The organism is Pseudomonas sp. RIT-PI-S (assembly GCF_025642975.1).
Taxonomy (GTDB): Bacteria; Pseudomonadota; Gammaproteobacteria; order Pseudomonadales; family Pseudomonadaceae; genus Aquipseudomonas.
Window position 1 is genome coordinate 55863 of the sequence record NZ_JANZKJ010000001.1, and the last position, 17945, is coordinate 73807.

The 17945-nt window shown below is 61.9% G+C and carries 22 protein-coding genes; 17 read left to right on the plus strand and 5 right to left on the minus strand.

Annotated elements, in window-relative coordinates:
* Positions 1-6: 6 nt before the first annotated feature.
* The 3 genes from OGL93_RS00245 to OGL93_RS00255 all read left to right on the plus strand — a co-directional run bounded on the left by OGL93_RS00245 (position 7) and on the right by OGL93_RS00255 (position 1671).
* Entirely contained in the window at positions 7-348 is a 342-nt protein-coding gene (locus tag OGL93_RS00245; protein WP_263260247.1) for a hypothetical protein, read from the plus strand.
* A gap of 153 nt (positions 349-501) precedes the next feature.
* On the plus strand, positions 502-990 hold the full coding sequence (locus OGL93_RS00250; RefSeq protein ID WP_263260249.1) for a TIGR00645 family protein: 489 nt from the start codon (positions 502-504) through the stop codon (positions 988-990).
* A gap of 63 nt (positions 991-1053) precedes the next feature.
* Positions 1054-1671: an FKBP-type peptidyl-prolyl cis-trans isomerase gene (locus tag OGL93_RS00255; protein WP_263260250.1), complete on the plus strand. Its 618-nt coding sequence runs from the start codon at positions 1054-1056 to the stop codon at positions 1669-1671.
* A gap of 123 nt (positions 1672-1794) precedes the next feature.
* On the opposite strand, the gene OGL93_RS00260 is transcribed toward OGL93_RS00255, so the two are convergent.
* From OGL93_RS00260 to OGL93_RS00270, 3 genes are all read right to left on the minus strand, one after another.
* Positions 1795-2037: a hypothetical protein gene (locus tag OGL93_RS00260; RefSeq protein WP_263260251.1), complete on the minus strand. Its 243-nt coding sequence runs from the start codon at positions 2035-2037 to the stop codon at positions 1795-1797.
* A gap of 75 nt (positions 2038-2112) precedes the next feature.
* Entirely contained in the window at positions 2113-2451 is a 339-nt protein-coding gene (locus OGL93_RS00265; RefSeq protein WP_263260253.1) for a zinc ribbon domain-containing protein YjdM, read from the minus strand.
* A gap of 84 nt (positions 2452-2535) precedes the next feature.
* Positions 2536-3504 (minus strand): polyprenyl synthetase family protein, encoded by a 969-nt coding sequence (locus OGL93_RS00270; protein WP_263260255.1) that lies wholly within the window; start codon positions 3502-3504, stop codon positions 2536-2538.
* Positions 3505-3801: 297 nt separating this feature from the next.
* Between OGL93_RS00270 and rplU the strand changes: the two genes are divergently transcribed.
* The 5 genes from rplU to OGL93_RS00295 all read left to right on the plus strand — a co-directional run bounded on the left by rplU (position 3802) and on the right by OGL93_RS00295 (position 7534).
* The gene (gene rplU, locus OGL93_RS00275; protein WP_263260257.1) at positions 3802-4113 is read left to right on the plus strand and encodes a 50S ribosomal protein L21; all 312 of its coding nucleotides are present in this window, start codon (positions 3802-3804) and stop codon (positions 4111-4113) included.
* A 36-nt stretch (positions 4114-4149) separates the two neighbouring features.
* Complete coding sequence (rpmA, locus tag OGL93_RS00280; protein WP_263260259.1) at positions 4150-4407, plus strand: 50S ribosomal protein L27; 258 nt, start codon at positions 4150-4152, stop codon at positions 4405-4407.
* Positions 4408-4598: 191 nt separating this feature from the next.
* Entirely contained in the window at positions 4599-5819 is a 1221-nt protein-coding gene (cgtA, locus tag OGL93_RS00285) for an Obg family GTPase CgtA (RefSeq protein ID WP_263260261.1), read from the plus strand.
* Positions 5820-5945: 126 nt separating this feature from the next.
* On the plus strand, positions 5946-7064 hold the full coding sequence (gene proB, locus OGL93_RS00290; RefSeq protein ID WP_263261080.1) for a glutamate 5-kinase: 1119 nt from the start codon (positions 5946-5948) through the stop codon (positions 7062-7064).
* A gap of 8 nt (positions 7065-7072) precedes the next feature.
* On the plus strand, positions 7073-7534 hold the full coding sequence (locus OGL93_RS00295) for a CreA family protein (RefSeq protein ID WP_263260262.1): 462 nt from the start codon (positions 7073-7075) through the stop codon (positions 7532-7534).
* 232 nt (positions 7535-7766) lie between these two features.
* Here the strand turns inward: OGL93_RS00295 and rpsT are convergent, their stop codons facing one another.
* On the minus strand, positions 7767-8045 hold the full coding sequence (gene rpsT, locus OGL93_RS00300) for a 30S ribosomal protein S20 (RefSeq protein WP_181115681.1): 279 nt from the start codon (positions 8043-8045) through the stop codon (positions 7767-7769).
* 198 nt (positions 8046-8243) lie between these two features.
* Here rpsT and murJ point away from each other — a divergent pair, with 198 nt between their 5' ends.
* The 6 genes from murJ to ispH all read left to right on the plus strand — a co-directional run bounded on the left by murJ (position 8244) and on the right by ispH (position 15598).
* On the plus strand, positions 8244-9782 hold the full coding sequence (murJ, locus tag OGL93_RS00305; RefSeq protein WP_263260264.1) for a murein biosynthesis integral membrane protein MurJ: 1539 nt from the start codon (positions 8244-8246) through the stop codon (positions 9780-9782).
* A 121-nt stretch (positions 9783-9903) separates the two neighbouring features.
* On the plus strand, positions 9904-10830 hold the full coding sequence (gene ribF / locus OGL93_RS00310; RefSeq protein ID WP_263260266.1) for a bifunctional riboflavin kinase/FAD synthetase: 927 nt from the start codon (positions 9904-9906) through the stop codon (positions 10828-10830).
* A 21-nt stretch (positions 10831-10851) separates the two neighbouring features.
* Positions 10852-13683: an isoleucine--tRNA ligase gene (gene ileS, locus OGL93_RS00315; protein WP_263260267.1), complete on the plus strand. Its 2832-nt coding sequence runs from the start codon at positions 10852-10854 to the stop codon at positions 13681-13683.
* Entirely contained in the window at positions 13676-14185 is a 510-nt protein-coding gene (gene lspA / locus OGL93_RS00320) for a signal peptidase II (protein WP_263260269.1), read from the plus strand. Before ileS ends, lspA begins: the two co-directional genes overlap by 8 nt.
* Positions 14178-14615 (plus strand): FKBP-type peptidyl-prolyl cis-trans isomerase, encoded by a 438-nt coding sequence (fkpB, locus tag OGL93_RS00325; RefSeq protein WP_263260271.1) that lies wholly within the window; start codon positions 14178-14180, stop codon positions 14613-14615. The genes lspA and fkpB overlap by 8 nt, the downstream gene beginning before the upstream one ends.
* A gap of 35 nt (positions 14616-14650) precedes the next feature.
* On the plus strand, positions 14651-15598 hold the full coding sequence (ispH, locus tag OGL93_RS00330; RefSeq protein ID WP_263260272.1) for a 4-hydroxy-3-methylbut-2-enyl diphosphate reductase: 948 nt from the start codon (positions 14651-14653) through the stop codon (positions 15596-15598).
* Here the strand turns inward: ispH and OGL93_RS00335 are convergent.
* Entirely contained in the window at positions 15582-16124 is a 543-nt protein-coding gene (locus tag OGL93_RS00335) for a GspH/FimT family pseudopilin (RefSeq protein ID WP_263260274.1), read from the minus strand. The genes ispH and OGL93_RS00335 overlap by 17 nt on opposite strands.
* A 134-nt stretch (positions 16125-16258) precedes the next feature.
* Here OGL93_RS00335 and OGL93_RS00340 point away from each other — a divergent pair, with 134 nt between their 5' ends.
* Genes OGL93_RS00340 through OGL93_RS00350 form a run of 3 tightly spaced genes read left to right on the plus strand, consistent with a single transcriptional unit; the run spans position 16259 to position 17942 of the window.
* Positions 16259-16729 (plus strand): GspH/FimT family pseudopilin, encoded by a 471-nt coding sequence (locus OGL93_RS00340; RefSeq protein ID WP_263260275.1) that lies wholly within the window; start codon positions 16259-16261, stop codon positions 16727-16729.
* Positions 16729-17211 carry a type IV pilus modification protein PilV gene (gene pilV, locus OGL93_RS00345; RefSeq protein WP_263260276.1) on the plus strand — a complete coding sequence of 161 codons (483 nt, stop codon included), beginning with the start codon at positions 16729-16731 and terminating at the stop codon, positions 17209-17211. Before OGL93_RS00340 ends, pilV begins: the two co-directional genes overlap by 1 nt.
* Positions 17208-17942 carry a prepilin-type N-terminal cleavage/methylation domain-containing protein gene (locus tag OGL93_RS00350; RefSeq protein WP_263260278.1) on the plus strand — a complete coding sequence of 245 codons (735 nt, stop codon included), beginning with the start codon at positions 17208-17210 and terminating at the stop codon, positions 17940-17942. The genes pilV and OGL93_RS00350 overlap by 4 nt, the downstream gene beginning before the upstream one ends.
* The last annotated feature ends 3 nt before the right edge of the window (positions 17943-17945 follow it).

Sequence of the window (17945 nt, forward strand, 5' to 3'; positions counted from 1 at the left end):
GCCAGCATGGCTCACTCGCTCAGCCTCACCCGTCAGTGCCTCGGGCTCGAAACCCGCATCGAATGCATCATCCGCCCGGTGGCTGGGGATGTAGGCCACTGGACGCTCCTCTTCGCGGCTGGCATGTCCGGCGAGCAACCCACAGCCATCAAGGCTCAAGGTCCGTTCCATGGCTCGCGGGCGGCGGAATCGGTCCTCGACGCCATTGTCGATAGCCTTACCCTCCACGGTTATCAGCTGCGGCATGATCCGCAGATCTGGGACATCCACTTGCACAGCCAGCTGCGCAAGATCAACGCCGAGCGGGGTCGTCACCTGGGCGACTATCTGGCGCGGCCGGATGCCTGACGAGCCGGTGCGGGCACGCCTGACAGGCTGTGCCCCGTGCCTTGGCCCGCACCACTCACAAGCCTGTATGATACCGGTTCGCTGTAGGGCCCCTGGCTCGCGGGCTTGGTCCGCGCCTACCGGTTGATTTGTGTCTGGCTATTGTGAGAAGCAATGGAACGTTTGATTGAAAGAACCATGTACGCGTCGCGCTGGTTGCTGGCGCCTATCTATCTGGGTTTGTCATTAGGGCTTCTGGCGCTGGCCTTGAAGTTTTTCCAAGAAATCTTCCACGTCTTGCCCAATGTATTTTCCCTGGCGGAGTCCGACCTGATCCTCGTGCTGTTGTCGCTGATCGACATGGCGCTGGTCGGCGGCCTGTTGGTGATGGTGATGATCTCGGGCTACGAAAACTTCGTGTCGCAGCTGGACATCGACGAGAGCGCCGAAAAACTGAGCTGGCTCGGCAAGATGGACTCGACCTCGCTCAAGATGAAGGTGGCTGCATCGATCGTGGCGATTTCGTCCATTCACCTGCTACGGGTGTTCATGGACGCCCAGAACATCGATGCCAGGCACCTGATGTGGTACGTGATCATTCACATGACCTTCGTGGTTTCTGCCTTTGCCATGGGCTACCTGGATAAACTCACCAAGCACTGATGTGCTAGGCTGCACGCCTTTTTGGCCCGGGCCGGTTTACCGGCCCTCCTACGGAGCAGTGCAATGTCCGAAGTGAACCTCTCCACTGACGAAACCCGCGTCAGCTATGGTATTGGCCGCCAGCTTGGCGACCAGATCCGTGATAACCCGCCACCAGGCGTGAGCCTCGATGCGCTGATCGCCGGGTTGACCGACGCGTTCCGTGGCGAACCCAGCCGCGTTGCACCAGACGACCTGAACAACGCCTTCCGCGCCATTCGCGAAGTCATGCAGGCGCAGGAGAAAGCCCGTGCCGAAGCGGCAGCCGGCGAGGGTATCGCTTACCTGGCCGAGAACGCCAAGCGCGAGGGCATCACCACCCTGGCGTCTGGCCTGCAATATGAAGTGCTTACCGCCGGCACTGGCCAGAAGCCTACCCGCGAAAGCACCGTGCGCACCCACTATCACGGCACCCTGATCGATGGCACCGTCTTTGATAGCTCCTACGATCGTGGCCAGCCAGCCGAATTCCCGGTAGGCGGCGTGATCGCTGGCTGGACCGAGGCTCTGCAACTGATGGGTACGGGTAGCAAATGGCGCTTGTATGTGCCGAGCGAACTGGCCTACGGCGCTCAGGGCGTGGGTTCGATTCCACCGCACAGCGTGCTGGTGTTCGATGTAGAGCTGCTCGAGATTTTGTAATCGCTCCAAAGCTCAGATGGTAAGAGCGTGCGAAGCCCGCGAACCTGCGGCATCTGAGGTTCGCAGGCTGTCGCCGGCTCCTGCAAGGATCGCTTCAACCAAATCTCGTGGGGCTGCATACGCTCAATGCAACTCGCCCGCCGGGCGCAACGCTCGCGCATAGCAGAACAGGAACAGGCTGCGTATCAGCTCTTTCTGCACCATTGGCTCTGTAGAGTTCAGCCCTTCGAAATCCAGTTCGCCCTGCTCGCGTAGCTCGTCCAGGGCGTCTTCATGGAGCACCGCGCAGACCTCACCGGTTTCTCGATGCAGGATGCGCAGGTAAGGGTGGGCACGGTCCAGCCAGGCGTCGATGAGGTAGGTCACGATTATTCTCCTTGATGAGGTTCATTGAGAATAATTCGTATTTGCGTTTTTGCAAAGACTGTTCTGTGCCGGTCGTCAGGCCTTGCGCACGAACTCAGACTTCAGCTTCATGGCGCCGATGCCATCGATCTTGCAATCGATATCGTGGTCGCCTTCGCACAAGCGGATGTTGCGCACCTTGGTCCCTACCTTGACCACCAATGAAGTGCCTTTGACCTTCAGGTCCTTGATGACGGTTATGCTGTCGCCGTCCTGAAGCGTGTTGCCTACAGAATCCTTTACGATCAGGCCGTCGTCGTCGCTTGCGGCGGCTTGGTCAGCGGTCCATTCGTGCGCACATTCGGGGCATACGAGGTGGTTGGCATCTTCATACACGTATTCAGAGCCACATTGGGGGCAGGGTGGGAGCGACATGGGGATTCCTCATGTAAAGGCGCGCACGGCGTGACCACGTGCGCCAAGCGCAGAGGGCAACGGCCGTGGCAGTGCGACGGGATTTCAGTGGGTACGGGCGACCGCGAATTCGCTCAGCTCGACCAGTGCGTCACGGTACTCGCTGGCCGGCAGAGCGTCCAGGCAAGCGATGGCACGGCCTGCGTAACTTTGGGCCAATTGCGCGGTATAGGCTAGCGCCCCGGAGGCGTCCACCGCCTCGCGGATGCGCTCGAGGTCTTCGATGCCGCCTTTCTGGATGGCCTGGCGAACCAGTGCTGCCTGTTCGGCGGTACCCTCGCGCATGGTGTAGATCAGCGGCAGGGTAGGCTTGCCCTCCGCCAGGTCATCGCCAACGTTCTTGCCCAGGGTGTCGGCATCGCCTTTGTAATCGAGCAGATCGTCCACCAGCTGAAAGGCTACGCCCAGGTGGTCGCCGAATTGGCGCAGCGCTTCGCGTGCCTGGTCGTTCGCTCCGGCCAGTGCGGCGGCGCTATGGGTAGCGGCCTCGAAGAGCATCGCGGTCTTGCCGCGGATCACGTCCATGTAGGTTTCTTCGCTGGTGCTCGCATCGCGCACCTTGGACAGTTGCAGTACTTCGCCCTCGGCGATGATCCGCGTGGCCTGGGACAGAATCTGCATCACCGGCATCGAGCCCAGCTCGACCATCATTTCGAAGGAACGTGAATAAAGGAAGTCCCCGACCAGCACGCTGGGCGCATTGCCCCACATGGCGTTGGCAGTGGAGCGGCCACGGCGCATGCCGGACATATCGACCACGTCGTCGTGCAATAGGGTGGCGGTATGGAGGAATTCGATGGTTGCGGCCAATAGTCGCAGGTTGTTGCCTTCATACCCCAGTGCCTTGCCGCCGAGCAGGACCAGCAGTGGCCGAAGGCGTTTGCCGCCCGCGGAGATGATATAGTCGCCGATCTTCGATACCAGCGGCACCCGCGAGGTCAGCTGCTGCTTGATGATCTCGTCGACGGCGGTGAAATCTTCCGCCACCGCACGATAAAAGGCTTGGGGTTGCATCAGCGGCTAACGCTCCATAAAGGTTGCGCGGCATGCTAGGTGTCAGGTCCCGGCGTGTCAAGGCAGGGGGCGGGCGCCCCAGGCCCGGGCCGTGTGCCGCCGGCGTGCTCGCTCATCCCGCAACCCTTGCGCGGGAAACCGCCGTTGCGTACAATCGCGCACCCTGAACTTCCTGGGCATCACCTGCCTTACGCAATTGCAGTAGGGACCCCCATCGGGTTTCCGCCCACTGCAGCCATGCCAGCCAACACCTCTTCTTATAAAGCGCTGGGTGAGCAGGATTAACGGAGAAATATCATGTACGCAGTAATCGTTACCGGTGGCAAGCAATACAAGGTCGCCGAAGGTGAATACCTGAAGATCGAGAAACTGGAAGTCGCCACTGGCGAATCCGTGACCTTCGATCGCGTTCTGTTGGTTGGCAATGGCGATGACGTGAACATCGGCGCGCCGGTCGTTGAAGGCGCTAAAGTGGTTGCCGAAGTGGTAGCACAAGGCCGTCACGATAAGATCCGCATCATCAAGTTCCGTCGCCGTAAGCACCACATGAAGCGCATGGGCCACCGCCAGTGGTTCACCGAGATCAAAATCACCGGTATCCAGGCCTGATTTCTAGCCTGATCCGCACATTGGAGTATTGAACTCATGGCACACAAAAAAGCTGGTGGTAGTACCCGTAACGGTCGCGATTCCGAAAGTAAACGCCTTGGCGTGAAAATGTTCGGCGGCCAGGCCATCAAGGCCGGCAACATCATCGTGCGTCAGCGCGGCACCCAGTTCCACGCTGGCTACGGCGTTGGCATCGGCAAGGACCACACCCTCTTCGCTAAAGTCGAAGGCGTGGTGAAGTTCGAAGTCAAAGGTGCTTTCGGTCGTCGTTACGTAAGCGTCATCGCGGCCTGATCGCGATTTCGCTGAAAAGCCCTGTCTCACGACGGGGCTTTTTTGTTTGTAGTGAGTCTCTTGCAAAGCTGTCTGCTTGAGCTCCAGCGCTGTTTCACTCGGTCGTTGATTGGGGCGCTGCGCTCATTTTTGCAAGAGCCTTATGTTCCCTGGCTTATACGGCTCGCCCTTGGGGCGAGAGGCATGTTTTTATGAAGTTTGTAGATGAAGTATCCATCCGCGTGAAAGCGGGTGACGGTGGCAACGGTTGCATGAGCTTCCGCCGCGAAAAGTTTATCGAGAATGGCGGCCCCAACGGCGGTGACGGTGGTGACGGCGGCTCGGTATTCATGGAGGCCGACGAGAACCTCAATACCTTGGTGGACTACCGTTATACCCGCCATTTCGATGCGCAGCGTGGGCAAAACGGTGGCAGTACCGACTGCACCGGCGCCAAGGGTGAAGACCTGGTGCTGCGCGTGCCCGTGGGCACCACGGTGATCGACGCGAGCACCCAGGAAGTCATCGGTGACCTGGTCAAGCCGGGCCAGCGGTTGATGGTGGCGCAGGGCGGCTGGCATGGCCTTGGCAACAGCCGATTCAAGTCCAGCACCAACCGTGCGCCGCGGCAGACCACTCCCGGCAAGCCCGGCGACCAGCGCGACCTCAAGCTCGAAATGAAGGTGTTGGCGGACGTCGGCCTGCTCGGCCTGCCCAACGCCGGCAAGAGTACCTTCATTCGCTCGGTGTCCGCGGCCAAGCCGAAGGTCGCTGATTACCCGTTCACCACCTTGGTGCCGAACCTGGGTGTGGTGAGCGTGGACCGGTGGAAGAGCTTTGTGATCGCGGACATCCCTGGGCTGATCGAAGGCGCCTCGGATGGCGCTGGCCTGGGGATTCGCTTCCTCAAGCATTTGGCACGTACTCGCTTGCTGTTGCATCTGGTCGACATGGCGCCGTTCGACGAAACCGATCCGGCTGATGCGGCCGAGGTGATCGTCAATGAGCTGGTCAAGTTCAGCCCCTCCCTGGCCGAGCGGGACCGTTGGCTGGTGTTGAACAAGTGCGACAATCTGCTCGAAGAAGAACACGAGGCCGCCGTCAAGGCAGTGGTGGATCGCTTGCAGTGGGAAGGCCCGGTGTATGTGATCTCTGCCTTGGCCAAGGAGGGTACCGAACGCCTGAGCCGCGACATCATGCGTTATCTCGAGCTGCGCGCCGAGCGCCTGGCCGAGGACCCGGCATTCGCCGAGGAGGCTGCCGAGCTCGACCAGCGTATCGAAGACGAAGCTCGTGCCCAGCTGCAGGCTCTGGATGACCAGCGTGCGCTGCGCCGCAGCGGCGTGAAGAGCGTGCACGACATCGGCGATGATGACGACTGGGACGAAGAAGACGACGAAGACGGCCCGGAAATCATTTACGTGCGCGACTGATCGGTTGCAGTACACTACAGCGCCCCGGTTCCGGGCGGGCTGGCAAGGAAAGTAGCCCTTGCCTCCCGATCGGGCCCGGGGCGTTTTTCGTCATGGGTTATGGGTTGGGCAGGCAAGGACACAATGATGCGGAGCAAGGTGACGGGTGCGCAGCGCTGGGTAGTCAAGATCGGCAGCGCGTTACTGACGGCGGACGGCAAGGGCCTGGATCGCGCGGCCATGGCGGTATGGGTCGAACAGATGGTCGCTTTGCACGAGGCAGGGGTGGAGCTGGTGCTGGTATCGTCCGGGGCCGTGGCCGCGGGCATGAGCCGCCTTGGCTGGGCTCAGCGCCCAACCGCCATGCATGAACTGCAAGCCGCTGCCGCCATCGGCCAGATGGGCCTGGTGCAGGCCTGGGAGTCCAGCTTCGCCCAGCACCAGCGCCGCACAGCGCAGATCCTGCTAACCCACGACGACCTCTCCGATCGCAAACGTTACCTCAACGCACGCAGCACCTTGCGGGCCCTGGTGGAGCTGAGCGTGATTCCGGTGATCAACGAGAACGACACCGTGGTTACCGATGAAATCCGCTTCGGCGACAACGACACGTTGGCGGCGTTAGTGGCCAACCTGGTCGAGGCTGACCTGTTGGTGATCCTCACTGATCGCGACGGCATGTTCGATGCAGACCCGCGCAACAACCCTGATGCCCAGTTGATTCACGAGGCCCGCGCCGATGACCCGACCCTCGATGCCGTGGCCGGTGGTACCGGCGGCGCGCTGGGGCGTGGCGGGATGCAGACCAAGCTGCGCGCGGCACGTCTGGCAGCCCGCTCCGGTGCTCATACGTTGATCGTGGGCGGGCGCATCGAGCGCGTGCTCGATCGGCTCAAGGCAGGCGAACGCCTGGGTACCTTGCTGTCGCCGGAGCGCGGCATGCTCGCAGCGCGCAAGCAGTGGCTGGCCGGGCACCTGCAAACCCGCGGTACTCTACAGTTAGATGATGGCGCGGTGCAGGCGCTGCGCGCGGCCAGCAAGAGCCTGTTGCCCGTGGGGGTCAAAGGTGTGCAGGGTGGCTTCCGGCGCGGCGAAATGGTCGTCTGCGTGGCCCCGGACGGCTCGGAAGTGGCCCGCGGCTTGAGTAATTACAGCGCCGCCGAAGCGCAGAAGATCATCGGGCAACCGTCCGACGCCATTCATGGCTTGCTGGGCTACATGGCCGAGCCAGAGCTGATCCATCGCGACAACCTGATTCTGGTGTGAGGCTGAGTATGAAAGGTTTGCGTACCCTGATCTTGGCTGCGGCCTTCGCTCCTTTGCTCGCCCAGGCCGAGCAGGTGGGTGAGGTGTCGACCGTGTTCAAGTTCCTCGGCCCCAATGACCGCATTGTGGTCGAGGCTTTCGACGATCCCAAGGTCGAGGGCGTGACCTGCTATTTGTCGCGCGCCAAAACGGGCGGCGTGAAGGGTGGCCTGGGGTTGGCCGAAGACCGTGCCGAGGCGTCCATCGCCTGTCGCCAGGTCGGCCCCGTGCGCTTTGCTCAGCCGTTGAAAGATGGCGAGGAGGTCTTCAAGGAGCGTACCTCGCTGGTATTCAAGACCATGCAAGTGGTGCGCTTCTTCGACACCAAGCGTAATACGCTGGTGTACCTGGTTTATAGCGACCGGCTGATCGAGGGCAGCCCGCAGAACGCGGTGACGGCGATCCCGATCCTGCCCTGGCCGGTTCGCTGAGCCTGTAGGGATTCTGTGGATCTTTCTCGGTCTGATGGCTTGCAGCGCTAGGCTTGCCAGTGACTGGCCTCATAACGGTACGCCCTTGCCGCTTGTCGTGGGGTTGGCGCTCGCCAGCGAGCCTGAATGCTCTGATCCTGGGCTTTGCCAGCTGGCCGGCCCTGGTTCCACCGGTATTTGCCAGGCAACAAAAAACCGGCCACAGGGGCCGGTTTTTTATGAAGCGCGTTGCTTAGGCAGCAGCGGCGGTCTTCAGGGCCTTGATGTGGCCATTCAGACGGCTCTTGTGACGGGCAGCCTTGTTCTTGTGGATGATGCCCTTGTCGGCCATACGGTCGATAACAGGCACAGCCAGGGTGTAGGCAGCTTGCGCTTTCTCGGCGTCTTTGGTGTCGATCGCTTTGACTACGTTCTTGATGTAGGTACGAACCATCGAACGCAGGCTGGCGTTGTGGCTGCGACGCTTCTCAGCCTGTTTTGCACGTTTTTTGGCGGAAGGTGAGTTGGCCACCGTCGAGCTCCTCGAAAGACTTGGGTAATAGCAAACAAATAAGGCCGCGAATCATGCCGACGCGCGTGGGTAATGTCAAGGGATAGCGCCTTGTATTCCTGATGATTTAAGGACGAACGGTGCTGAGCGGAAAACCTTTCCTTCCACAGCGCGGGCTGTACACTTTCGGCTTTTTGCCCAATAGCGCAAACCATCTCCATGAACCTGCTCAAATCCCTGGCCGCGGTCAGTTCCATTACCATGATATCCCGGGTGCTGGGTTTCGTACGCGACACCCTGGTCGCGCGGATCTTCGGCGCCGGCATGGCCACGGACGCCTTCTTCATCGCCTTCAAGCTGCCGAATCTGCTGCGGCGCATTTTCGCCGAAGGCGCCTTCTCCCAGGCATTCGTGCCGATTCTCGCTGAGTATCGGCAACAGCAAGGCGACGAGGCCGCACGTACCTTTACCGCTTATGTGGCGGGGTTGCTGACCCTCGCACTGGCCGTGGTCACCGCATTGGGCATGCTTGCCGCCCCCTGGGTCATCTGGCTGACGGCCCCCGGGTTCGCCGATACGCCCGAAAAATTCGAACTCACCAGCTCGCTGCTTCGGGTCACCTTCCCTTATATATTGCTGATCTCGCTGTCATCCCTGGCCGGGGCCATCCTCAATACCTGGAACCGTTTTTCGGTGCCGGCTTTCACACCCACGTTACTCAACGTTGCGATGATCGGCTTCGCGCTGTTTCTCACGCCCTATTTCCATCCACCGGTCATGGCGTTGGCCTGGTCGGTGCTGGCGGGCGGGCTGGCGCAGTTGCTCTACCAACTGCCGCACCTGAAAAAAATCGGCATGCTGGTACTGCCCCGGCTAAGCCTGCGGCACACCGGGGCATTGCGTGTGCTCAAGCAGATGGGGCCGGCCATTCTGGGCGTTTCGGTCAGTCAGATCTCGCTGATCATCAACACCATCTTTGCATCGTTCCTGGTTGCTGGTTCCGTTTCCTGGATGTATTACGCCGATCGCCTGATGGAGCTGCCGTCGGGCGTGCTTGGGGTGGCTTTGGGTACGATCCTGCTGCCAACATTGGCGCGCACCTATGCGAACAAGGACCGCCAGGAGTATTCGCGTATCCTGGACTGGGGCCTGCGTCTGTGCTTCCTGTTGGTGCTCCCGTGTGCGGTGGCGCTGGGGGTGCTGGCCGAGCCGTTGACAGTGGCGCTGTTCCAATACGGCCGCTTCGATGCCTTCGATGCCGCGATGACCCAGCGCGCGCTCATGGCTTATTCAGTCGGGCTGCTGGGCATCATCCTGATCAAGGTGCTGGCCCCAGGCTTCTATGCCCAGCAAAACATCCGCACACCGGTAAAGATTGCCATCAGCACATTAGTGGCTACTCAGCTGTTCAACCTGGCCCTGATCGGGCCGCTCAAGCACGCGGGCCTGGCCTTGGCGATCAGCGGCGGAGCGACCCTCAACGCCGGGCTCTTGTATTGGCAGTTGCGCCGCCAGCGAATGTTCCAGCCGCAACCGGGCTGGCTCGGCTTTCTGTTGCGCCTGGGCATAGCGGTCGCTGCCATGAGCGGGGTGCTGCTGGGGCTGATGGCAGTGATGCCGCCCTGGGCTGATGGCGCTATGCTCGAACGCTTCGCCCGCCTCGGTGTGCTGGTGGTGGCTGGCGCAGGGACCTATTTCCTGGCGCTATTGGCCATGGGGATGCGCCTGCGCCAGTTCGCTCGTCGGGGGCTGCATTGAAATTCCCCGCGCCTGCCCGAATATCGGTTTCATCGGGCGATGGCCGCTTGCCTGCGCTGTTGCCTGTCGTCCGTGCCCGGGTGTGGTTATAATCGGCGACTTTATGAGCAAGAAGCGCGCTATGCAGCTGGTTCGAGGCCTTCACAACCTGCGCCCCCATCATCGGGGCTGTGTCGCCACCATAGGTAATTTCGACGGAGTGCACAGGGGCCACCAGGCCATCCTCAAGCGCTTGCGCGAACGTGCCCAGGAGCTTGGCGTGCCGAGCTGCGTGGTGATCTTCGAGCCGCAGCCCCGTGAATACTTCAGCCCGGACACCGCTCCGGCGCGGCTGTCGCGGCTGCGCGACAAGCTCGAGCTGCTGGCCGCCGAGGGCATCGACCGGGTGTTGTGCCTGGCATTCAACCAGCGCTTGCGCAGCCTCAGCGCGGCCGAGTTCGTCGACACCGTGCTGGTGGCAGGGCTGGGCGTGCGGCATCTGGAGGTCGGCGACGACTTCCGCTTCGGTTGCGACCGCCTGGGGGACTTCGACTTCCTCGTCGAGGCCGCTCGCACGCAGGGCTTCACCCTGGAAGCAGCACGCACGGTCGAGGAAGACGGCGTGCGTGTCAGTAGCACCCAGGTTCGCAGGGCGCTGGCCGCGGGGGATTTCACCCAGGCCGAGCGCCTGCTGGGCCGGCCGTTTCGCATCGGCGGGCGAGTGTTGCACGGGCAGAAGCTGGCCCGCCAGTTGGGTTGGCCAACAGCCAATGTGCAGCTCAAGCGGCGTCGGGCGCCCTTCACCGGGGTGTACCTGGTGAGCGCAATGCTGGACGGGCGCGCCTGGCCGGGCGTTGCCAATATCGGGGTTCGCCCCACGGTCGCCGGCGATGGCCGGCCCCATCTGGAGATTCACTTGCTGGACTTCGCTGGCGATCTGTATGGCCGGCGCTTGACGGTGGAATTCCACCACAAGCTGCGTGATGAGCAGCGTTTCGCCTCACTGGAGGCGTTGAAGTCGGCGATCGATGCGGACGTCGCCGCCGCCCGTGCCCACTGGCAGGGCTAACCGCCTAATGAAGAGCCTGAAATGACCGATTACAAAGCCACGCTAAACCTTCCGGACACCGCCTTCCCTATGAAGGCCGGCCTGCCCCAGCGCGAGCCGCAGATACTGCAGCGCTGGGACAGCATTGGCCTGTACCAGAAGCTGCGTGAAATTGGCAAGGATCGGCCCAAGTTCGTGTTGCATGATGGCCCGCCCTATGCCAACGGCAGCATCCATATCGGTCATGCGGTCAACAAGATTCTCAAGGACATGATCATCCGCTCGCGCACCCTGGCCGGCTTCGATGCCCCCTACGTGCCGGGCTGGGATTGCCATGGCCTGCCCATCGAGCACAAGGTGGAAGTCACCCACGGCAAGGGCCTGCCCGCGGACAAAACCCGCGAGCTATGCCGTGCCTATGCCGCCGAGCAGATCGAAGAGCAAAAAGCCGGCTTCATCCGCTTGGGCGTTCTCGGCGACTGGAGCAACCCCTACAAGACCATGAGCTTCGTCAACGAGGCAGGGGAAATCCGCGCCCTCGCCGAGATGGTCCGTGGTGGCTTCGTGTTCAAGGGGCTCAAGCCGGTGAACTGGTGCTTCGACTGCGGCTCGGCGCTCGCCGAGGCTGAAGTCGAATATGCCGACAAGAAATCCTCGACCATCGACGTTGCCTTCCCGATCGCCGACCAGGCGGCACTGGCTGATGCCTTTGGCCTGCCCGGCCTGGAAAAGCCCGCCGCAATCGTGATCTGGACCACCACGCCTTGGACCATCCCGGCCAATCAGGCGCTGAACGTTCACCCGGAATTCACCTATGCACTGGTGGATGTGGGTGACCGCCTGCTGATCCTGGCCGAGGAGCTGGTAGAGGCCTGCCTGCTGCGCTACGGCCGCGAGGGCGTGGTCATCGCCACCGCACCGGGCGCCGCCCTGGAAAAAATCCACTTCCATCATCCGTTCTACGAGCGCTTGTCACCCGTTTACCTCGCCGAATACGTCGAGCTGGGCGCCGGTACTGGCGTTGTGCACTCTGCCCCAGCTTATGGCGAGGACGACTTCGTTACCTGCAAGCGCTACGGCATGCATAACGACGACATTCTCACCCCTGTGCAGAGTAATGGGGTGTACGTGGACAGCCTGCCGTTCTTCGGCGGCCAGTTCATCTGGAAGGCTGGCGCCGCGATCATCGACAAGCTGGCCGAAGTCGGTGCGTTGATGCATAGCGAAACCATCACCCACAGCTACATGCACTGCTGGCGCCACAAAACCCCGCTGATCTACCGCGCCACCGCGCAGTGGTTCGTGGGCATGGACAAGCAGCCGGTGGTCGGTGACACCCTGCGCTTACGTGCGCTCAAGGCTATCGAGCAAACCCAGTTCGTACCCGATTGGGGCCAGGCGCGGTTGCACTCGATGATCGCCAATCGCCCAGACTGGTGCATCTCGCGGCAGCGCAACTGGGGCGTGCCGATTCCGTTCTTCCTGCACAAGCAAACCGGCGAGTTGCACCCACGCACCGTGGAGCTGATGGAAGAAGTGGCCCAGCGTGTGGAGCAGGAAGGCATCGAGGCCTGGTTCAAGCTTGGCGCCGAGGAATTGCTGGGCGCCGAAGCCGCCGACTACGAAAAGATCAGTGACACGCTGGACGTGTGGTTCGACTCCGGCACCACCCATTGGCACGTGCTGCGCGGTTCGCACCCAATGGGCCACGAGCAAGGGCCCCGCGCCGATCTGTACCTGGAAGGTAGCGACCAGCATCGTGGCTGGTTCCACTCGTCCCTGCTGACCGGTTGCGCCATCGACGACCACGCGCCGTACCGCGAGCTGCTCACCCACGGCTTCACCGTGGACGAGAACGGCCGCAAGATGTCCAAGTCGCTGGGCAATACGGTCGCGCCCCAGAAGGTCAGCGACACCCTTGGCGCCGACATCATGCGCCTGTGGGTCGCCTCGACCGACTATTCGGGCGAAATGGCCGTGTCCGAACAGATCCTCCAGCGCAGCGCCGATGCTTACCGGCGTATCCGCAACACCGCGCGCTTCCTGCTTTCCAACCTCAGCGGCTTCGACCCGGCCAAAGACCTGCTGCCACCGGAGAGCATGCTGGCCCTGGACCGTTGGGCGGTGGACCGCGCGCTGCTGCTGCAACGCGAGCTGGAAGAGCATTACCAGGCGTACCGCTTCTGGAACGTGTACTCCAAGGTGCACAACTTCTGCGTGCAGGAGCTGGGCGGCTTCTACCTGGACATCATCAAGGACCGCCAGTACACCACCGCCGCCGACAGCGTGGCGCGCCGCTCCTGCCAGACGGCGCTGTTCCATATCGCCGAGGCCCTGGTGCGCTGGATCGCGCCGATCCTGGCCTTCACCGCGGACGAAATCTGGGAATACCTGCCCGGCGAGCGCAACGAATCGGTCATGCTCAACGGCGCCTATACCGGGCTGAACGAGTTGCCAGAGGGGCAGGAGCTGAACCGTGCTTTCTGGGATAGCGTGATGGCGGTCAAGGCGTCCGTGAACAAGGAGCTGGAAAACCAGCGCACGGCCAAGGTCATTGGCGGTAACTTGCAGGCGGAAGTAACCCTTTACGCCGACGAAGCCGTGCAGGGCGACCTGAGCAAGTTGGGCAACGAGCTGCGCTTCGTGCTGATTACCTCCAAGGCAACCCTGGCGCCGTTTGCTGCGGCACCGGCCGACGCGGTCGCCACCGAAGTGGGTGGGCTCAAGCTCAAGGTGGTCAAGTCCACCAACCCCAAATGCGCGCGCTGCTGGCACTTCGTCGAGGACGTTGGCGCCAACCCCGAGCACCCGGACATCTGCGGCCGTTGTGTAAGCAACATAAGCGGCAGCGGCGAGGAGCGTCACTATGCCTAACGCGGCAGGGCGCTTTGGGCGCCTGGGGCGGCTGTGGTTGAGCGTGCTGGTAGTGGTGCTGGACCAGGCGGCCAAATACTGGTTCGACCACAACCTCTATGAAGGGCAGCGCATGACGGTCATTCCAGGCCTGTTCGACTGGGTGCTGGCCTACAACCGAGGCGCGGCGTTCAGCTTCCTGGCCGATCATTCCGGTTGGCAGCGCTGGCTGTTCTCCGTGATCGCGATAGTGGTAAGCGTGGTGCTGGTGGTCTGGCTCAAACGCCTGGGCCGTACTGACACGTGGCTGGCTATCGCCCTGGCGCTGGTGCTCGGCGGCGCTATCGGCAACCTCTATGACCGTATCGTGCTGGGCCACGTGGTGGACTTCATATTGGTCTACTGGAACCAGCATTACTTCCCCGCATTCAACCTGGCCGACAGTGCCATTTCCGTAGGCGCGGCCATGTTGGCCCTGGACATGTTCAAGAGCAAGAAAGCCGGAGAAGCCGTCCATGACTGATGTACGCATTGGCCAAAACACCCAGGTAACGCTGCACTTCGCACTGCACCTGGAAGACGGTAACACCGTGGACAGCACCTTCGACAAGGCACCAGCCACGTTCAAGGTCGGCGATGGCAATTTGCTTCCTGGCTTCGAGAACGCACTCTTCGGGCTCAAGGCTGGGGATAAGCGCGACTTGAGCGTGCCGCCGGAGAACGCTTTCGGCCAACCCAACCCGCAGAACCTGCAGATCATGCCGCGGAGCCAGTTCCAGGACATGGAGCTGGCCGAAGGCTTGCTGGTGATCTTTAACGACGCGGCAAACGCCGAGTTGCCAGGCATCGTCAAGGCCCTCGACGATCAGCAGGTGACGGTAGACTTCAATCATCCGCTGGCCGGTAAAACCTTACGGTTCGAAGTCCAGATCATCGACGTCCAGGCTCTTTGAGCCAACCCAACAGGCGCAGCGCCGCGGAGCCCTCCATGCACATCAAACTCGCCAACCCCCGCGGCTTCTGCGCGGGCGTGGACCGAGCCATCGAGATCGTCAACCGCGCGCTGGAAGTGTTCGGCCCGCCCATCTACGTGCGCCACGAAGTGGTGCATAACAAGTTCGTGGTGGCAGACCTACGCAACCGTGGCGCAGTGTTCGTCGAGGAGCTCGACCAGGTACCGGATAACGTCATCGTGATCTTCAGCGCGCATGGGGTTTCCCAGGCAGTGCGCCAGGAAGCGGCTGGCCGCGGTCTGAAGGTGTTCGATGCCACCTGCCCGCTGGTGACCAAGGTGCATATCGAGGTCGCCCGTTACAGCCGCGACGGTCGCGAAACGATCCTGATCGGTCACGAGGGGCACCCCGAGGTCGAGGGCACCATGGGCCAGTATGACGCCAGCAACGGCGGCGCCATCTACTTGGTGGAAGACGAAGCCGACGTGGCCACCTTGCAGGTGCGCAACCCGGACAGCCTCGCCTTCGTGACCCAGACCACGCTGTCGATGGACGACACCAGCCGGGTGATCGACGCCCTGCGCGCGCGCTTCCCCAACATTGGTGGGCCGCGCAAGGACGACATCTGCTACGCCACCCAGAACCGCCAGGACGCAGTCAAGCAACTGGCCAGCGAATGCGACTTGGTATTGGTAGTTGGCAGCCCTAACAGCTCTAACTCCAACCGCTTGCGCGAGCTGGCCGAGCGCATGGACACCCCGGCATACCTGATCGACGGCGCTGAAGACATGCAACAGAGCTGGTTCGAGGGGGTAGGGCAGGTGGGTATTACCGCCGGCGCCTCGGCCCCGGAAGTGCTGGTACGTGGCGTTATCCAACAGCTACAAGCCTGGGGTGCCACCGACGCGGACGAGTTGGCCGGGCGCGAGGAGAACATTACGTTCTCGATGCCCAAGGAACTACGGGTCAAGACCCTGAGCTGAGCGGGCATAGCGCAGTGGGCGCGCCGTCTCGGGTGACCCGCACCCGGCCGGTGCGCGCGATCACCACTCGCCGATGATCGCTGCGGTCGGCTTCGCATAGGTGAAAGGTGCCTGCCAGGGCGCCTCGGTTGGGCAAGCGCGGTACCCCCAGGTGATCGAAGGCGATTTGCTCGCTCAGGTTCTGGCTCGGTACCACGCTGATCGGCCAAGGGCCGGCGCGGTTGAGGATGACCGGGTTGCGTGGGTCCGCCGGCCCCTGGCCACTTTCATCGACTACCATGCGCCATCCATTGGCCCACTGGCCACCCAAAGGTTGCAGGATCACGATACGGTTGCGCTGCACCGCTTCGAAGCGGGCGCTACGCAGGCCGCTGGCCAGTTCATTGGCGAATGCCAGCCGGCGTTGTTCGGTGATCAATGCGGAAAAGGCAGGAACTGCCAGGTTGGCTAGAACCGCGAGCACTGCCACCACAATGAGCAGGTCCAGCAGCGTCAGGCCCAGGGCGGGTTTAATGCTGGGGGGCATGGGATCATCCTTGATAAAATTTTGCGCGACCGGCGCATCCAATGCGCTGGTTCTGCTGAAATAACCGTATATGCTTTGCCCAGTAGTCCGACGCTGGGCTGGTTTATAGTCGGCGCGTCGAGGTGGAGAGTGCAATGCGTCAAGGTATCAAGGGATTTTCGCTCATCGAGCTGCTGATCACCGTGGCGGTCATGGTTATCGCCGTGACGGTGGTGATCCCTTCTTTCTCTGGCCTGATCGCCCGTAACCGTGCCGATGCGGATATGGCAGAGATCGCGCGGGCGTTGGGTTACGCACGGTTGGAGGCGATAAACCGCGGTCAGCGGGTCAGGATCCTGCCGGTGCCGGGGCAGCTTTGGGCAGGCCAGCTCGAAGTGATGGTCATGAACACTAATAGCGATATCGTCCGCATGTTGCCCGCCCTTTCAGGTAGTGCCGCCCTGGGCGTGACCGCCAACAGTGCGACTCCCGCCAACATCGAATTCAACAGCCTTGGGGCGCTGGCTTCCGCCTACCCGGTGACGTTTGCCTACACCAAAGGTAACGAAGCCCGCAGCTTGCTGGTATGCGTGAACGGCCGCGTAGCGCTGAACGGGGCGTGTTGATGAAGCGCCAGGCCGGGATTTCTCTTGTCGAAGTGCTGGTCGCCATGCTGGTCATGACCCTGGCGTTGCTTGGAGCTGCCGCCCTCCAGCTCAACTCGCTGAAATACACTGGCAGCGCGAACCTGCGCACTCAGGTCAGCTTTATCGCCTACGACATGATGGAGCGTATCCGCGCCAACAGCGGCGCTACCTATACTCTGCCCAACCTCAGCTCGGCGCCTTCGTCCCCAAACCTCGCCGATCCGAAGACGCAAGATCTCTACGACTTTGCACAGAACGTGAAAAACGTGTGCGGGCCTTTAGCCCAGGTGAGCATTACGCTGGTCAACTCCGTTTACACCATCACCATCGTTTGGGACGACACTCGGGTTGGCTCCATGCTTACTGCCAACAACGGTGCTGCCACTGGCTTGAATACTCAAACCTTCACACTTACCAGCCGTGTGGCCGCCCCCTCCACCGCTGCGGCGTCCACGCCATGAAGCGCCAGCAGCAAGGCCTCAGCCTGATCGAATTGATGATCTCTCTCGCATTGGGGCTGATCATTGTGTTGGGCGTTACCCAAGCGTTCATCTCAGCGAAGAACACCTACCTGACCCAGAACGCCGCCTCGGCCATGCAGGAAGATGCTCGCTACCTGCTCACCCGCATGAGTCAGGAAATTCGCATGACTGGCATGTTCGGCTGCCTGGCCACTATCACGGCGCCTACCACCAGCCCGGCGCTGTTCACTGCGGCGCAAGCCACCCCCATTTCCTGGACTGTGGATGCCACCAATGGCAACCGCTTGATGCTGGTGACGGCCGACGTTGGTTCTGCGGGCACCACGCCGACCTGGACGGTGGTATCGGACTGCCTGACCAACGCCACGGCTTATAACGGCGCCGCCCCCGCTGCAGCTGCCGCGGCCGCTGGGAACATGTCCTTCCTCCTGCGCCAGGTGTACTACTCGTTCCGTAGCAACACCATCTTCACCGGCGCGGTAGGCGCGCAACAGCCGCTGATCAGTAACGTCGGTGCCTTCGGCGTATTGTTTGGCCTCGCTTCGGACGCCACCAGTGCCTCAGTCACCAGCTATGTGGCGACCCCAACTACTGCACAAATGGAAATGATCCGCACGATACGGTTGACCCTGACCATGACCGATCCCAACGGCCGAGTTGCGGATCAGACCTACTCAGTGGTCGCGGCCATGCGTAACCGTTTGCAATAAACG

Bases quoted from the DNA above. Each gene is read 5' to 3' on its own strand.
- OGL93_RS00245 (WP_263260247.1), top strand. From the start codon at position 7: ATGGCTCACTCGCTCAGCCTCACCCGTCAGTGCCTCGGGCTCGAAACC.
- OGL93_RS00250 (WP_263260249.1), top strand. From the start codon at position 502: ATGGAACGTTTGATTGAAAGAACCATGTACGCGTCGCGCTGGTTGCTG.
- OGL93_RS00255 (WP_263260250.1), top strand. From the start codon at position 1,054: ATGTCCGAAGTGAACCTCTCCACTGACGAAACCCGCGTCAGCTATGGT.
- OGL93_RS00265 (WP_263260253.1), bottom strand. From the start codon at position 2,451: ATGTCGCTCCCACCCTGCCCCCAATGTGGCTCTGAATACGTGTATGAA.
- OGL93_RS00270 (WP_263260255.1), bottom strand. From the start codon at position 3,504: ATGCAACCCCAAGCCTTTTATCGTGCGGTGGCGGAAGATTTCACCGCC.
- rplU (WP_263260257.1), top strand. From the start codon at position 3,802: ATGTACGCAGTAATCGTTACCGGTGGCAAGCAATACAAGGTCGCCGAA.
- rpmA (WP_263260259.1), top strand. From the start codon at position 4,150: ATGGCACACAAAAAAGCTGGTGGTAGTACCCGTAACGGTCGCGATTCC.
- cgtA (WP_263260261.1), top strand. From the start codon at position 4,599: ATGAAGTTTGTAGATGAAGTATCCATCCGCGTGAAAGCGGGTGACGGT.
- proB (WP_263261080.1), top strand. From the start codon at position 5,946: ATGCGGAGCAAGGTGACGGGTGCGCAGCGCTGGGTAGTCAAGATCGGC.
- OGL93_RS00295 (WP_263260262.1), top strand. From the start codon at position 7,073: ATGAAAGGTTTGCGTACCCTGATCTTGGCTGCGGCCTTCGCTCCTTTG.
- murJ (WP_263260264.1), top strand. From the start codon at position 8,244: ATGAACCTGCTCAAATCCCTGGCCGCGGTCAGTTCCATTACCATGATA.
- ribF (WP_263260266.1), top strand. From the start codon at position 9,904: ATGCAGCTGGTTCGAGGCCTTCACAACCTGCGCCCCCATCATCGGGGC.
- ileS (WP_263260267.1), top strand. From the start codon at position 10,852: ATGACCGATTACAAAGCCACGCTAAACCTTCCGGACACCGCCTTCCCT.
- lspA (WP_263260269.1), top strand. From the start codon at position 13,676: ATGCCTAACGCGGCAGGGCGCTTTGGGCGCCTGGGGCGGCTGTGGTTG.
- fkpB (WP_263260271.1), top strand. From the start codon at position 14,178: ATGACTGATGTACGCATTGGCCAAAACACCCAGGTAACGCTGCACTTC.
- ispH (WP_263260272.1), top strand. From the start codon at position 14,651: ATGCACATCAAACTCGCCAACCCCCGCGGCTTCTGCGCGGGCGTGGAC.
- OGL93_RS00335 (WP_263260274.1), bottom strand. From the start codon at position 16,124: ATGCCCCCCAGCATTAAACCCGCCCTGGGCCTGACGCTGCTGGACCTG.
- OGL93_RS00340 (WP_263260275.1), top strand. From the start codon at position 16,259: ATGCGTCAAGGTATCAAGGGATTTTCGCTCATCGAGCTGCTGATCACC.
- pilV (WP_263260276.1), top strand. From the start codon at position 16,729: ATGAAGCGCCAGGCCGGGATTTCTCTTGTCGAAGTGCTGGTCGCCATG.
- OGL93_RS00350 (WP_263260278.1), top strand. From the start codon at position 17,208: ATGAAGCGCCAGCAGCAAGGCCTCAGCCTGATCGAATTGATGATCTCT.